Genomic DNA, 13654 nt, shown 5'->3' on the forward strand with positions numbered 1-13654 from the left:
TCTCTTTTTTTCTTTAACCCATATTCTCGGCTGGAGTTGTGAAACATGAAAATAGAATCCCTTCGTTTAGAGCATTTTAGACGATTTGATGATTTTACCATTTCATTTGATAAGCAACTTACAGTGTTGGTTGCCAAAAATGGTGCAGGGAAAACCAGTATTTTAGATGGTTTAGCCACCGCGTTGGGGCCATTTTTAACTCGCCTCCCCGGTGTCAATGGCATCAATCCGAAAGAGACGGATTTTCAGATTTATCCTGATGGAAGCAAACCGGCGTATATGCGCATCACGGCGGAGTCGTTTGAGGGGGTTAAGTGGGATCGAACCGAAAAAAGAGACAAGGCAAAAGGCACCGCCAAGCAAATCCCTGAGGCGTTGGGGGTTAAACCCATCAATGAATACGCTGATGGGTTTATTGAACAGTTTAACAATCGTATAGCATTTGAGTTACCTATCTTTGCCTATTACGGTGCTGGTCGCGGTGTATTTGATGTGCCTGCTCGCAAGCGAGGTTTTGGCAAAAACTTTACGCGATTCGATGCGCTGAAAGGCTGCCTTGAGAGCCGAACCAACTTTCGTGGTTTCGTTGAGTATTTTTATTCTTTGGAAGAGATTGAAAATAACAAGCAAAAGGAAGCTCGCTCTTTTGATATCGAGATCGCGGAGCTTCGAGCGATTCGTGAAGCAGTGAATAAAATGATCCCTGCATTTTCTAACCCTAGAGGCGCTTATCCTGCTGGTATTTACGTGGATTGGCAGCAAGATGGGATCAAAAAGCAATTACGTATTGAGCAACTTAGCGATGGCTACCGCACCACATTGGCGATGGTCATGGATATCGCCGCGCGCATGGCGGAAGCCAATCCAGATAATCCAGATATGAACTCACCGTTAGACAGCCATGGTGTAGTGATGATTGACGAAGTGGATTTACATCTGCACCCAGGGTGGCAGCAAACCATTCTCTTGGATCTAATGCGCACCTTTCCTAATGTGCAATTCATTGTCTCCACCCATAGTCCTCAAGTGATCTCATCTGTTAAACCGCAATCACTTCGCGTCATCGACTGGAAAAAAGGCGCACCCGAATTAGTCCCGATTGCTTTTTCTGAAGGGGCTGAGGCACAACAGGTTTTACTGGATGTATTAGGACTTGAGTCGCCTCGGGTCGAAGCTTTGAATATCGTAAAAACGTTGGAGCAATATCAAGCACTGGTAGCCGCGGATAAATGGGACTCGAAAGAAGCACTCGAAATGCGCCAAACCCTAGACGAATGGGGAGCCGAGCATGAGCCTGAACTGGCCCGCTTAGACATGGATATTCGCATAAAAGAGTGGGAGCGTGAGCAATAATGAAAAAGGTATCAAAAGGAATTGAACCGGCTCGTTTAAGGCATTATCGGACTCAGCAACCTGCCAATACTTGGGAGCAGTTTAGAAGCACTCAAGATCGGCGCATCGAAACACAGCAACGTCTGATCGTGGATCAAGGGGGATTGTGTGCTTATTGCGAAATTGATCTTTTGCAGAGTACAGGCCATGACGAGTCCGATTTTCGTGTTGAGCATTTCCACCCCAAGTCAGGCCAGTCAACGCCTCATAATTGGCATTTAGATTGGCAAAACCTCTTAGGCTGTTGTCACGGTGGTAGTCAGCGTAACGTTGTTGATGCGGGCAATCGCTTTACCAGCCCAGATAGCTCTTGCGATGTTCCCAAAGGGGACAAGAATTTAGATGGCGTTATTTTAAACCCCCTTCTCATTCCTGCTTTTCCAAGACTGTTTTCTTGCGATAGAGCCAGCGGCCACTTTAGCGTTGATGCTAATAATTGTCTTTTGGCAAATATTAATGCCCAAACAGCACAAAACACAATTGACGAACTTCATTTAGATGCTGAGCGATTAAAACGACTGCGCAGTGCGGTGTTAAATGACTTAAATGCTCAGCTTCAAACACTAGTTACTCAAGGTATGTCTATTGGCATAGCACGTGAAAGACTTGCCAAAGCAATACTAAGGAAGAACGCGAGTGGCCACTGGCCAAAGTTTTTTACCAGCATTCGTAGCTATTTGGGTGACGCAGCGGAAACGCATCTGAGCGCCATAAACTACAATGGTTGATTGGGCTTATAGGGCGTTTTTCTATTGCTTAATAAAAACTTGCGTAAGTCGCGTTCTGCGCGCATTACAAAGAGTATCAACACTTGATCAGCTTCAAGCTTGTAAAACACTCGACAAGGTGGCACGACGACTTCGCGGTAGGATAAATGCTCTAATTCAGGCGGAATACGACCGGATTCAGGAAAGTCTGCGAGGCGCTCTACTTTAGCAAAGACGCGCTGAACTAGAGCTTTAGCGGCTGACTCATTTTGCAGTGCGATGTACTCTGAGACATCATTTAGGTCTGAAAGCGCTGGATCCGTCCAAACTATTTGAGCCATTTCGCCATCTTTTCCTTGGCCTGTTCATGGGTCGAAGTCTTTCCTTCCGCAAACGCTCGCTCGCCACGGGCAATGCCTTCTAAAATGGCGAGGCGGTTTTGCATAAACTCGTAGTCTTCCACATCGACTAGGTAAGCAGAGGGTTTACCGTGCTCTGTGATCAAAACGGGTTCTTTTGACTCGTGAAGATCTGCAAGAATTTTAGTCGCTTGGCGTTTTAAAGAAGTCACTAACTCGACTTTCATCTGATCTGCTCCAAAGAAATAGTCAAAAGTAGCACTATTGTATCACTTTGACGGCTAATAAATAGACATAACAAGGAGCTCTAATTATCTCGGCGCACTTATTAGCAGAATCCCATGCGTTTAATTGGCGCTGACGCGTCGGTGGTGAGGCACGAACCGAGACATGCGCAAGCCAATTGAATTGCATGGGAGGATGCCTCAAACCAAGGTTGAGAGCCCCAATACTGATCAACCATTTTCCAGTTATGCTAGTCAGAATCGGGGAAAGATTCCCCTCGTACAAGGTATTAGCTTCAAGAATTACTGTTGGTATTCGGAGCTTTAACCCCATCCCCATCCCCATCCTAGCCTTCCCCTTAAAGAAACAAGGGGAAGGAACACTAGATATCTCAGTGTCTAATGATATTGCTTACTCGCGACGTCACCCCAAAGCTCCTCAATACGGCTATCGCGACCACAGTTATAGCGGTAGAACTTATAACGTAGTGGGTTCTTGGTGTAGTAGTTCTGGTGGTAGTCTTCCGCTAGGTAGAATTCTTTGGCGGGTAGGATTTCGGTGACGATATCAGCGCCGAAAGGTTTACTTTGCAGCACTTGTGCTTTAGAGGCTTCAAACACTTCCTTCTGCTGTTCGTTTTGATAGAACAAGCCTGTACGGTAGGGTTCGCCTTTATCACAGAATTGGCCTTTGGCATCGGTTGGGTCGATGGTGCGCCAGTAGTAGTCCGTTAGCTCTTTTAAGCTAACGATTTCATCATCAAAGGTAATCTTGACGGCTTCATAGTGACCGGTTTTCTTGCTGGAAACCTGTTGGTAAGAAGGGTTCGCCACATGTCCACCGGTGTAGCCTGAGACTACATCAATCACGCCATCGAGGTTTTCAAAGTCGGATTCCACACACCAGAAACAGCCACCTGCAGCAATCATGGTTTGCTGCTCGGCGGAGACTTGCGGTGTGACGACTAGGGTACTGATTGCTAGCACGCTGGTTAGGGTTAAAGCTTTCATAATCTGTCCTCCAATATTTTTCTGCGCTTTGGAGGACAGATTGGCCGCCCTCTAAAGCGTTATAGCGACTTTGGTGCCCTGCTCAATGGCACGTTTGGCGTCCAGTTCTTTGGCAACGTCTGCGCCGCCAATCAATGTAAACGGCTTATTTAATCCTTCGACTAGGGTACGCTCTGGCTCTTGTCCAGCACAGATAATCACGTTGTCTACATTGAGGCATCGGCTTTGACCTTCTTGCTCGATCCATAAACCGTCATCATCAATTCGCTGGTACTGACAACCCGATAGCATGGTAACGCCTTGCTGTTTCAAGTGAGTACGATGAATCCAGCCGGTGGTTTTGCCTAAGCCAGCCCCCACTTTGCTGGCCTTACGTTGTAACAAATACACAGTACGCTTGGGCTGGGCACTGGGTTCAGGCTGACACACGGCACCACGATGCTGCCAGGTTTGGTCGATTCCCCATTGTCGGGCAAAGCTGTCTACATCCGTTTGATGCTCATTAGCCAACAGATATTCTGCGGTATCAAAGCCAATTCCCCCTGCGCCAATAATGGCAACGCGCTTACCAACGGCTTTGCCATGCTTGAGCACGTCTAAGTATGTCAGCACTTTCTCGTGCTCTATGCCTTTGATATCAGGTGTTCTAGGACGAATGCCAGTGGCCAATAACACATGATCTACGTCCAGCTCATTGAGCAGGTTTGCATCCACTTTAGTATTTAGACGCAGGCTGACCCGATAATCTTTCAGTTGCTGAGCAAAATATCTGAGGGTTTCGTAGAACTCTTCTTTGCCGGGGATGGTTTTAGCGATATTAAATTGCCCGCCGATGTGATCTCCTGCGTCAAACAAGGTCACTTGATGGCCCCGTTTCGCGGCCGTTAACGCTGCCGCCATTCCCGCAGGGCCTGCGCCAACGATGGCCACTCTTTTTGGGGCTTCTGCAGGCGTTATAATCAATTCAGTCTCATGGCAAGCTAAGGGGTTCACCAAACAACTGGCGACCTTACCTTCAAACACATGATCCAAGCAGGCTTGGTTACAGCCAATGCAGGTATTGATATGCTCACTCTTGCCTTGTCTGGCTTTATTGACAAATTCAGGATCGGCTAAAAATGGTCGCGCCATGGAAACCATATCAGCGCAGCCATCTGCCAATACTTGTTCTGCTACCTCTGGGGTATTGATACGGTTGGTGGCAATCACGGGGATGGAGAAGTGCTCTTTAAAGGCTTTTGTTACCCAGCTAAACCCTGCCCGTGGCACACAGGTCGCGATGGTTGGAATCCGTGCTTCATGCCAACCAATCCCAGTATTAATAATCGTCGCCCCTGCCTGTTCGATCGCTTTACCAAGCTCGACAATTTCATCGAAGCTAGAACCTTGTTCAACCAAGTCCAACATGGACAACCGAAAAATCAAGATAAAGTCTTCACCCACGGCTGCGCGAATTCGACGTACAATTTCAACCGGAAAACGCATCCGATTTTGATAATCTCCCCCCCACTCATCGTCGCGCTGATTGGTGCGAGTCACGACAAATTCGTTAAGCAAGTAGCCTTCTGAGCCCATAATTTCAACACCATCGTAGCCCGCGTTTCGGGCAAACAGTGCCGTATCCATGAAGTCTTGGATTTGCTTTTCAATGGTTTCTTCGGTCAGAACATTCGGCATAAACTGGTTAATCGGTGCGGTAATCGCCGATGGCGCCACGAGTTTGGGATGAAAGGCATAACGCCCTGTATGCAGGATTTGCAGGCAGATTTTACCGCCCTCGTCGTGAACCGCTTGAGTGATTTTTCGATGCACCACAGGGTTTAACGGCTGATATGGAAATGGATACGGTGAGCCTTCTGCATTGGGACTAAATCCACCGGTGACAATTAAACCAACACCGCCTTTTGCCCTTGAGCGATAAAACGCCGCTAGCCGCTCGCCAGTTTGATCTTTCTCTTCTAGCCCCGTATGCATAGAGCCCATTAGGACTCGGTTTTTGAGTGTCGTAAAGCCAAGGTCAAGTGGCTCAAAAAGATGTGAATAGACGCCATTATTATTCTTTTGTTGTGACATGGACAAAGCTCCGCACTGTTCCAATATCACTTAATAATGGCAAAGCTATCCCGTGCTTCCTATGACAAATCGATTCATAACCCCTTGCAAAAAAGCCTACTCGTTTTCGACGCCCGAATAGCGAAAGGCTTCTGCAGTGAGTTTATCAATTTGTTCGTTGGACATGCTTTTATCGACGACTTCAATACGGCCTAGATAGATTTGAGGAACTTGATCTGACTTGCCTAACAAGTCGAATTTTATCGCTTCGGCCGTGGCCACGCCTACGTCATCCCCCATTCTCATAGGTGTTGCGCTGAGGTCTCCGGATTTAATCAATTCAATTTCCGCCGCAGTCCCTCCCCAACCTGTTACAAACAATTGCTGTTGCAGCCCTTGCTCTTGCAAATACTCCAACGCCCCCAACGTCATAGCGGTATTAGCATTATGTAACATGGTGACTTCAGGAAAACTTTGAATAACCAGCTCTACGCCATCACGGCCGCCAGTTGCTTGGTATTGCCCAAAATGCTCATAGAGATTTAACCAATTACCTCGTTCAGTGACACAAGCTTTGAAGTCTCCTGATCGTTGATCGTCCGTTATCCCTGGAATCCCCCGATTCATAGCATAGAAAACATCGTTACCCAATTGCTTAATCACAAAATCACACAACGCAGCGGCCCCTTTCGCGCTTGAGAAATCAAACCAAGCATCAGGTTGATGTGTCCAATTTTTCATTGGCGTGTGAAATGCCCAAATATAGGTCTTAAAAGCCTCTGAACTGGCAAGACGTTGGATGTTATCTGCTTGAACAGACAATTCAGAAGGACCAAAAATAACATAGTCATAAGCCTCTTCTTTTGCCAGCACCTGATCGGTGTAATAAGTCTGTAGAGCATGATCAATCTGACGAGAGCTAAATTCGTCAATGGTGTAGGCGATTCTCAAATCATTTAATCGTGATGTTAGAGCGTGATAATTTCGTGACCAAAAATCAGATAAATCGGCGCTAGGATAAATCAGCGCAATCTTGATCGCATCATTCGTATTCTCTAAACCGTGCGCATTTGAGCTTACAACGGTCTGAAAGTGCTCCAGTGACTTCGGTTGATTAAGCTCTTCCGGTAACCAATATGTTAACGACGCTGCATTTGATTCAGTCTGTGATGACGACTCAATTGCAAAAGCCTCATAGGAAATAAGTAGCAAGCACATAAGACTTTTTACAAATTTAGACATTGTTGTACCTCATTGAAACAGCATTTTCCTCCATAAAAGAATACAATATAAGCTATTCCCAAAAAGACTTTCTTTCTTAATTAATTCAATTATTTGGTAATGGTTTGTAACTTTGAAAGTTCGTAGTGCCTTCACTGTTTTATTTATAAACAGCTTTATGTTCACTCTGTGCATTTTGATTTCGAGGGAGAGCTACGCGCTTGACCTCTCTTTAGAATCTTACAATGCCTCCATTAACTCAGCTATAGAAACGCGAAATCAATGGCAGGGGCCTCTTTCAGGTCCAACAATTGCAGATCAAAAGCGTATTGTGTTCGTTGCTTCTGACTTGCGAAATGACGGTGTAAACAGCGTTGCTAAAGGTATGACCGAAGCCTTAAAACCGTTAAATTGGAATATGCGATTATTAGATGGTCATGGCTCTACGCTACGACAATCTGCGGCTATTAACCAAGCAATTGCCCTAAGACCTGATGGCATTGTGTTAGGCGGTATCGATGCAAAATCTAACTTAGATTCTTTAAAAATCGCAAAAAGTCTTGGGATTACCGTGGTGGGATGGCACTCTGCTAACCGAGCAGGAGCCATTCCAGAATTAAATCTGTTTACCAATATTACGACGGATGCAGAGGAAGTCGGACGTAAAGCCGCGGAGTTAGCCATCGTTACTTCCTCAGCCAAAGCAAAGGTGGTTATCTTCACCGACTCGAACTACAGTATTGCTATGTTGAAGGCTCGTAGTATGGCAACCACCATCGAAGCTTGTGCCAACTGTAGTATTTTATCCCTTGAAGATATTCCTCTACACAATATCTCTAGCGAAATGCCAAAGGCGATTGCCCGTCTTTTAAAAGCATATCCTGACCAGATTACTCATTTTTTAGTCATCAATGATTTATACATCGATTTTGCTGTCCCCACACTGAACAGATATGGCATCAAAACACAGAATATTTCAGCAGGAGATGGCAGTCGTGAGGCATACCAACGCATTAAATCAGGCAATCATCAGCTGGCCACCGTTCCTGAGCCTTTGTTTATGCAGGGCTGGCAAATCGTCGACGAATTAAACCGCGCTTTTAATGGTTTAAAAGAAAGCGGTTTTTTAGCACCCGTTCATATTGTTGTGAAAGACAATATTCATGAGGTCGATATTGAGTCCGGCGTTTATGATCCCAAAAACCATTACCGCACTATCTACCAAGGCATTTGGCAATGATGTTGCGTAAGATCAACTTATCCGTCCGCTTTGCGTTAACCATCACACTTCTTTTAGGTGTGTTTGGTCTCGGTATTATCTTTTTGATTCGCTCTTTGAGTAGCATTGAGATCTTACTAGAAGAGTCTTCTGCACAACATGTACAAGAGTTAACCGTCAATTCCGTCATCAGCCGTGAAATATTTGAACTTTCTTCACGGGTTCGCTTGCTTGAGCAGAACTTTTTATATGATGAGGAAATTCTTTCCGAAGAAGGTTTCAATATCGATGAACAACTGCAAAAAATTCGCTCGTTGTCTCAGGACACAAGTTTTATTACTAAGATGGACGATTTCATCTTAGATTTTCACCGTTTCCTCGGTAACTCCGTTACTTTGAACCGTATACTTAAAGAACAATCCGATATTGATAAGCGACTTGAAAAGCAGATTAATGCATTAGATTTCGCTATTGCTAAAAGTACGGTTAACGAGCTGATAGAAAATGATCGAACTTTCTTAACTAATGATATCTATATCATGCATTTGATTAGAGAGTCGTTCTTGAGTGCCGGAAAAATAGCGGGCACCGTTCGCAGTAGCATCACACCTGACACTGAGCAGGTGGTGATCATCAAGGTAGGTAAAGAGCTCTCTATTTTGGAGATGCATTTAGCCAACATGCGCAACCTTTCTTCCGAGGTGACCACTGCGATTTCCTCTATTGAAGCGACTTTGCGTTATTACAAAGTCATTTTACGAAAGATGACGGCTAACTTGAAACAACGCTGGGTGGTCATGGATGCATTGCTAAAGTCACAAAGCAACCTCATTGACTATGTGGAAGAAACCGAAAGTAACGTGCAAAACAGTGCTGTACGAATTTCTTTAGACCTTCGTCAGGATCTGATGGATATGCGTGGTTGGATTTTCGCCATGGGCTTCATTTCACTTTTCGTCGGCGTCATCATGATTTCTCATATGGTGCGTCACCACATCACTTCGCCTTTGAAGAAGTTAAAACAAAGTTTCCGTGAGATTGAACTGAATAATTTTGATCGGCCTATCTCATTGAACCGCCATGATGAGTGGGATGTCATCGAAAATGCGTTTAACCGTATGGCAAGTCGTTTGAAAAAAACCTACAACGATCTTGAGGAGGAACGCTCTAAGCTGAATAAACAAGCTCATCAAGATCCACTTACGGGTTTAGCGAACCGTTTGCTGATTTATAAGCAACTCAACACTGCAATTAAAACCGCTCACTCTTCTCACCAAACCTTTGCTCTGCTGTTTTTGGACGTCGATAACTTTAAAACGGTTAACGACTCATTAGGGCATGACGTAGGTGATAGTTTGCTCGTTGAAGTTTCACAACGCTTACGTACCGTAGTCGACTCCCGTGATGTGGTGTCACGCTTAGGCGGCGATGAATTTATGATTTTGGCGCACTCCTGCGCCACTACACAACACGCCAGTGAACTTGCTGAAGCCATTAACAAAGCTCTGCGTCAGCCATATTATGTAGGTAACGAAACGGTATTTGTCAGCAGCAGTGTGGGCGTTTGCCTGTTCCCTGAGCACGGTCGCGGTGTAGATACAATCGTGCGAAACGCTGACACGGCTATGTATCATGCGAAACGAGGTGGGCGTGACGGCTTCCGTATTTATCTTGACAGTATGACAAACGAAGCCCATGAGTTGATGTCTAAAAGCTCAGGTCTGAAGCAAGCCTTGATTAACCAGGAGCTATTTGTCGACTACCAACCTCAATTTGATATCCAAACAGGCCTGATCGTTGGCGCTGAAGCCTTGGTTCGTTGGCAACACCCAACGAAAGGGCGTCTAATGCCGAGCGAGTTCTTAGAAATCGCTGAGCAAACGGGTATCATTGTCGATATCGATGATTACGTCTTTGATCTTGTGTTTCACGATTTAAAATTGCTCATGCAGCAGGACCTTGTTAGTCAAGACTTCAAATTATCGGTCAACCTTTCGGGTCGAAAGCTATTCTCTAAAGCGTTGCTTGAGAACTTGAAGACCTACCATGAGCGCGCACCAGAAGTAACAAATCGCATGATTTTGGAATTGACCGAGCGCGATATGATCACCAAACTCGATCGTTGTATTGAATCCATTGAAAATATAAAGCGCTTGGGCTTCAGAGTCGCTATCGATGACTTTGGCATCGGCTACTCGTCTTTGGGCGCGTTAAAACAGTTGCCTGTTGATATTCTGAAAATTGACCAAAGCTTTATTTCGGGCTTAGATGAAGGGTCTGTTGACAACGTGATAACAGACTCGATTTTAAACATTGCGCGCAGTTTAGACCTTTGCGCTGTGGCGGAAGGCGTGGAAACCGAAGCTCAATTACAAGCGTTAAGAAGTATCGGTTGCCATGTGGCGCAGGGATATTATTTATCCCACCCCATCACTAAAGACGCTTTTATCACGATGCTCTCTAACACAGCAGCAGGATCTATCTGGTTATGATGACGACTTAAGCTTTTACTAATTCGTATTCTTCACATTAAAAACATTGACCAAATGGTTTACACTGGGCGACCTTTGCCTAGTGTTGGCGCGTTTTAATTGAAGGACTATATATGGCAAGTGCCGTCACCGCTCAAAATCCCCCTCAAAAAACTGCATGGATGGAAGTGTTTGTACTTTGGTTCGCAGGCATCAGCGCCGCGATGCAGTTTGCCAAGTTTTCCGTCTCCTACAACGAATTGTTAGCCTACTACCAAGCAGGCCCTACTTGGACTGGCGCGTCTATCTCGGTCGTCGGTACTATTGGCCTTATTTTTGGTGTTACCGCTGGGCTTATGGCGGGCAAAATTGGCTATCGTAAAGTATTAATTGGCGCCCTGACTCTGGGAGCCTGCTTGTCGTTTATCCAAGCAACTTTGCCAAGTTTTGAAGTAGTGATGGCCACTCGTGTGCTCGAAGGCTTTTCGCAATTAGGCGTGGTGGTAGCTGCTCCAACTATGATTGCGAAACTCAGTGCACCACAACATCGCTCAATTACAATGGGACTCTGGGGCACATTCTTTGGGGTTGCGTTTGCGTTAACAGGGCTGTTTGGTAAACCTTTAATCACTCACTTTGAGTTAAGCGGTTTGTACTTGGCTCATGGTTTATTTATGACCAGTATGTTGATTGCCTTATTGCTGCTACTAGAAAAGGGCGAGGGACGCTACAGCGCGACACCGCTCCCGAACAACGATGGCTACTTTACAAAACTTGGTAAAATCTACCGCACACCACAAACCCTACTACCCGGTTTGGTGTTTGTGTTTTATACCTGTACCTTGGTTTCTTTGCTGACCTATATCCCGAACTTTATTGAGTCCAATTCACTGCGCACTACCATGCAAGTCGTATTACCCCTATTGAGTACTGCTGGGACTTTCATTGCTGGTACTCTGTCACAATATATAATGCGTCCACAACGCGTCGCTCAACTTGCTTATGCTGGCCTAGCCGTTGGTGCAATTTTACTGTCACAGCTCTATGATTCAGTCATCGTGTTTACACTTCTGATTAGCCAGATGGTGTTGTTTGCTGGTTTGATACCTGGCGCTGCACTGGCGATGATTCCGAGGCTTGCTCGTAACAGTGAAGAACAGGCCAATGGCTATGGATTGATTGCGCAGCTGGGTAATCTAGGGGCAACGGTTGGACCGCCAAGCTTCGCAACATTAATCACTGCTTTTGGCTTATATGGCATGGTGGGCTTAGTGCTATTCGTGTGTTTGATGGGTAGCCTGTTTGCATTCTTAGCGAGTCGCCTAGACAGCTAACTCGTCATTAAGTTGTCACGGACTGCAGTCTAGTATGGGGCATGAAATCTACTATCTTGCAGTTCTTCCAGTTCAGCGTGGTCGGTCAAATCAGTTTTGCGGTGGACATTGCCGTCCTTTGGCTGTTGGCAGATGAGCTTCCCTTAATGTGGGCCCGCATCTTGGCTTTTGCCTTGGCAGTCTTGACCAATTGGCTGTGCCATCGCCTATATACCTTTAAAGAACATGCCACGTTGGACGCCAAACTTAAAGAAGCCACGCAGTTTGCTGTGGCCTCTTTAGTCGGCTTATTACCGAATGTTGGCTTGTATTGGCTGACAATCTGCAGCGATGTTTATGCGCACTACTCAGACTGGAGTTTTGCCCCAGTCGCGGCGATGCTACCAGGCATATTCGTCGGCCATTGTTTAAACTTCGTTCTCTCCAAATATTGGGTGTTTAAACGCAAAACCGACGATGTTGTGGATTACCCATAACGGTTCGCGATCTAGTCTTGATGCATACCCTGATCGACAAAAATCAATTTATCTGTATCAAATCCGGCAGCTTCGGCTTTGGCAATCAACTCTGCTTGTTTGTCTTTCGAGATGGTTGGCGTTCTCGAAAGTAGCCAGAAATAGGAGTGGTCGGGGCCAGCGATTAAGGAGTATTCATAATCCTGATCTAGATTAAAGATGACATAAGCGCCATAGAAAGGACCAAAGAATGACACTTTTAAATGCCCAGTATTTGGGTCTTCCACAAAGTATGCTTTGCCTTCTGCTTCCTGCCAAGCTTGTTCCTCTTCGGAATAACCACGGTTGACTACTTTTACACCGCCGTCATCACGCATACTGTACTCAGCTGTGACATTGCTAAGACCCCTTTCAAAACTATGATCTAGCCGAGCAATTTCGTACCACTTGCCCAAGTAATCTTGCAATTCAAATTGGCTTACCGGCAGGATGCCTTTAGGGGCGGATACGGAACAACCCACCAGCATCAAGAGCGTTACAATACTGGTACTGATCCAACACATACGTTTCATAATAAAGCCTCCCTGTTTAATGAGATTATTATTACGTAGCAGGAACGCTATTGGCTTATTAAAACCTTAGGTTTCTACTAGTTTCTCAATCAATTGCGCAAGATTTACACATTCACTCTGACGCTGGCGAATTGCAGGCAACAAGTAAGCTTCTCGCGACACCGCAAACAAGGTAAAAAAATAAGACTCAGCAAGACCATGAAGCGCTAACCAGCGTTTCAAACAGCCCACCAATTCAGCTTCTAGGGAATCAAATAAATGCTGCTCATCCTGACTCAGCTTATGCTGCTCGCCCCAATGAATACGGTAAGCGGCCAACCGGTCATCCGCTGTGGACCATGTTTGCCAAATAGCAAGCCAGCCATCGCTAAAGCGACAAGAACTTTGTTTGAGCGAGGTCTCAAGTTGCGCTAATTGCAACGCGCTTCGTTCGATAATCTGACGTAATACTTCTTGCCATAACAGCAACTTCGATGGGTAATTACTGTACACCGTTGGCTTTGAGACGACGGCCTCTAACACCACTTGGTCAATGCTGGTGCCTTGGTATCCGGCCACTTTGAATAGGTTCAACGCGGCATCCGCGATCAAACCTTTTTTGGAGGGACGTCCTCTAGCCATTTGCTGTCTCTTAACT

13 protein-coding genes are annotated in these 13654 nt (G+C 45.6%); 6 read left to right on the forward strand and 7 right to left on the reverse strand.

Annotated features, from left to right (window positions below; genetic code table 11):
- The first annotated feature begins 45 nt into the window (after positions 1 to 45).
- Together ASC49_RS00500 and ASC49_RS00505 are read left to right on the forward strand one after the other, a co-directional pair.
- The gene (locus ASC49_RS00500) at positions 46 to 1353 is read left to right on the forward strand and encodes an AAA family ATPase (RefSeq protein WP_055461253.1); all 1308 of its coding nucleotides are present in this window, start codon (positions 46 to 48) and stop codon (positions 1351 to 1353) included.
- Entirely contained in the window at positions 1353 to 2120 is a 768-nt protein-coding gene (locus ASC49_RS00505; RefSeq protein ID WP_055461254.1) for a retron system putative HNH endonuclease, read from the forward strand. Before ASC49_RS00500 ends, ASC49_RS00505 begins: the two co-directional genes overlap by 1 nt.
- Here ASC49_RS00505 and ASC49_RS00510 read toward each other — a convergent pair.
- The 5 genes from ASC49_RS00510 to ASC49_RS00535 form a co-directional block, all read right to left on the reverse strand.
- A complete protein-coding gene (locus ASC49_RS00510; protein ID WP_055461255.1) occupies positions 2108 to 2440 on the reverse strand; it encodes a type II toxin-antitoxin system RelE/ParE family toxin in 333 nt (110 codons plus the stop codon). The genes ASC49_RS00505 and ASC49_RS00510 overlap by 13 nt on opposite strands.
- Entirely contained in the window at positions 2428 to 2685 is a 258-nt protein-coding gene (locus ASC49_RS00515) for a type II toxin-antitoxin system Phd/YefM family antitoxin (protein ID WP_055461256.1), read from the reverse strand. The genes ASC49_RS00510 and ASC49_RS00515 overlap by 13 nt, the downstream gene beginning before the upstream one ends.
- Before the next feature lie 396 nt (positions 2686 to 3081).
- Positions 3082 to 3693, reverse strand: a complete 612-nt coding sequence (gene msrA / locus ASC49_RS00525; RefSeq protein WP_055461258.1) for a peptide-methionine (S)-S-oxide reductase MsrA — start codon at positions 3691 to 3693, stop codon at positions 3082 to 3084.
- Positions 3694 to 3744: 51 nt separating this feature from the next.
- Complete coding sequence (locus ASC49_RS00530; protein WP_055461259.1) at positions 3745 to 5766, reverse strand: NADPH-dependent 2,4-dienoyl-CoA reductase; 2022 nt, start codon at positions 5764 to 5766, stop codon at positions 3745 to 3747.
- Between the two features lie 96 nt (positions 5767 to 5862).
- On the reverse strand, positions 5863 to 6987 hold the full coding sequence (locus tag ASC49_RS00535; protein WP_055461260.1) for a substrate-binding domain-containing protein: 1125 nt from the start codon (positions 6985 to 6987) through the stop codon (positions 5863 to 5865).
- Between the two features lie 310 nt (positions 6988 to 7297).
- Between ASC49_RS00535 and ASC49_RS00540 the strand changes: the two genes are divergently transcribed.
- The 4 genes from ASC49_RS00540 (at position 7298) to ASC49_RS00555 (ending at position 12466) form a co-directional block, all read left to right on the forward strand.
- Positions 7298 to 8206 carry a substrate-binding domain-containing protein gene (locus tag ASC49_RS00540; RefSeq protein WP_245624595.1) on the forward strand — a complete coding sequence of 303 codons (909 nt, stop codon included), beginning with the start codon at positions 7298 to 7300 and terminating at the stop codon, positions 8204 to 8206.
- Positions 8203 to 10677, forward strand: coding sequence for a putative bifunctional diguanylate cyclase/phosphodiesterase (locus ASC49_RS00545; protein WP_055461261.1), 2475 nt, complete (start codon positions 8203 to 8205; stop codon positions 10675 to 10677). Before ASC49_RS00540 ends, ASC49_RS00545 begins: the two co-directional genes overlap by 4 nt.
- Before the next feature lie 113 nt (positions 10678 to 10790).
- Positions 10791 to 11990: an MFS transporter gene (locus tag ASC49_RS00550; protein WP_055461262.1), complete on the forward strand. Its 1200-nt coding sequence runs from the start codon at positions 10791 to 10793 to the stop codon at positions 11988 to 11990.
- A gap of 41 nt (positions 11991 to 12031) precedes the next feature.
- Entirely contained in the window at positions 12032 to 12466 is a 435-nt protein-coding gene (locus tag ASC49_RS00555) for a GtrA family protein (protein ID WP_055461263.1), read from the forward strand.
- 11 nt (positions 12467 to 12477) lie between these two features.
- On the opposite strand, the gene ASC49_RS00560 is transcribed toward ASC49_RS00555, so the two are convergent.
- Positions 12478 to 13017: a lipocalin family protein gene (locus tag ASC49_RS00560; RefSeq protein WP_055461264.1), complete on the reverse strand. Its 540-nt coding sequence runs from the start codon at positions 13015 to 13017 to the stop codon at positions 12478 to 12480.
- A gap of 66 nt (positions 13018 to 13083) precedes the next feature.
- Complete coding sequence (locus ASC49_RS00565) at positions 13084 to 13638, reverse strand: TetR/AcrR family transcriptional regulator (RefSeq protein ID WP_055461265.1); 555 nt, start codon at positions 13636 to 13638, stop codon at positions 13084 to 13086.
- Positions 13639 to 13654 lie beyond the last annotated feature (16 nt).

The sequence above is a fragment of the Marinomonas fungiae genome, assembly GCF_001418205.1.
Lineage (GTDB): Bacteria > Pseudomonadota > Gammaproteobacteria > Pseudomonadales > Marinomonadaceae > Marinomonas > Marinomonas fungiae.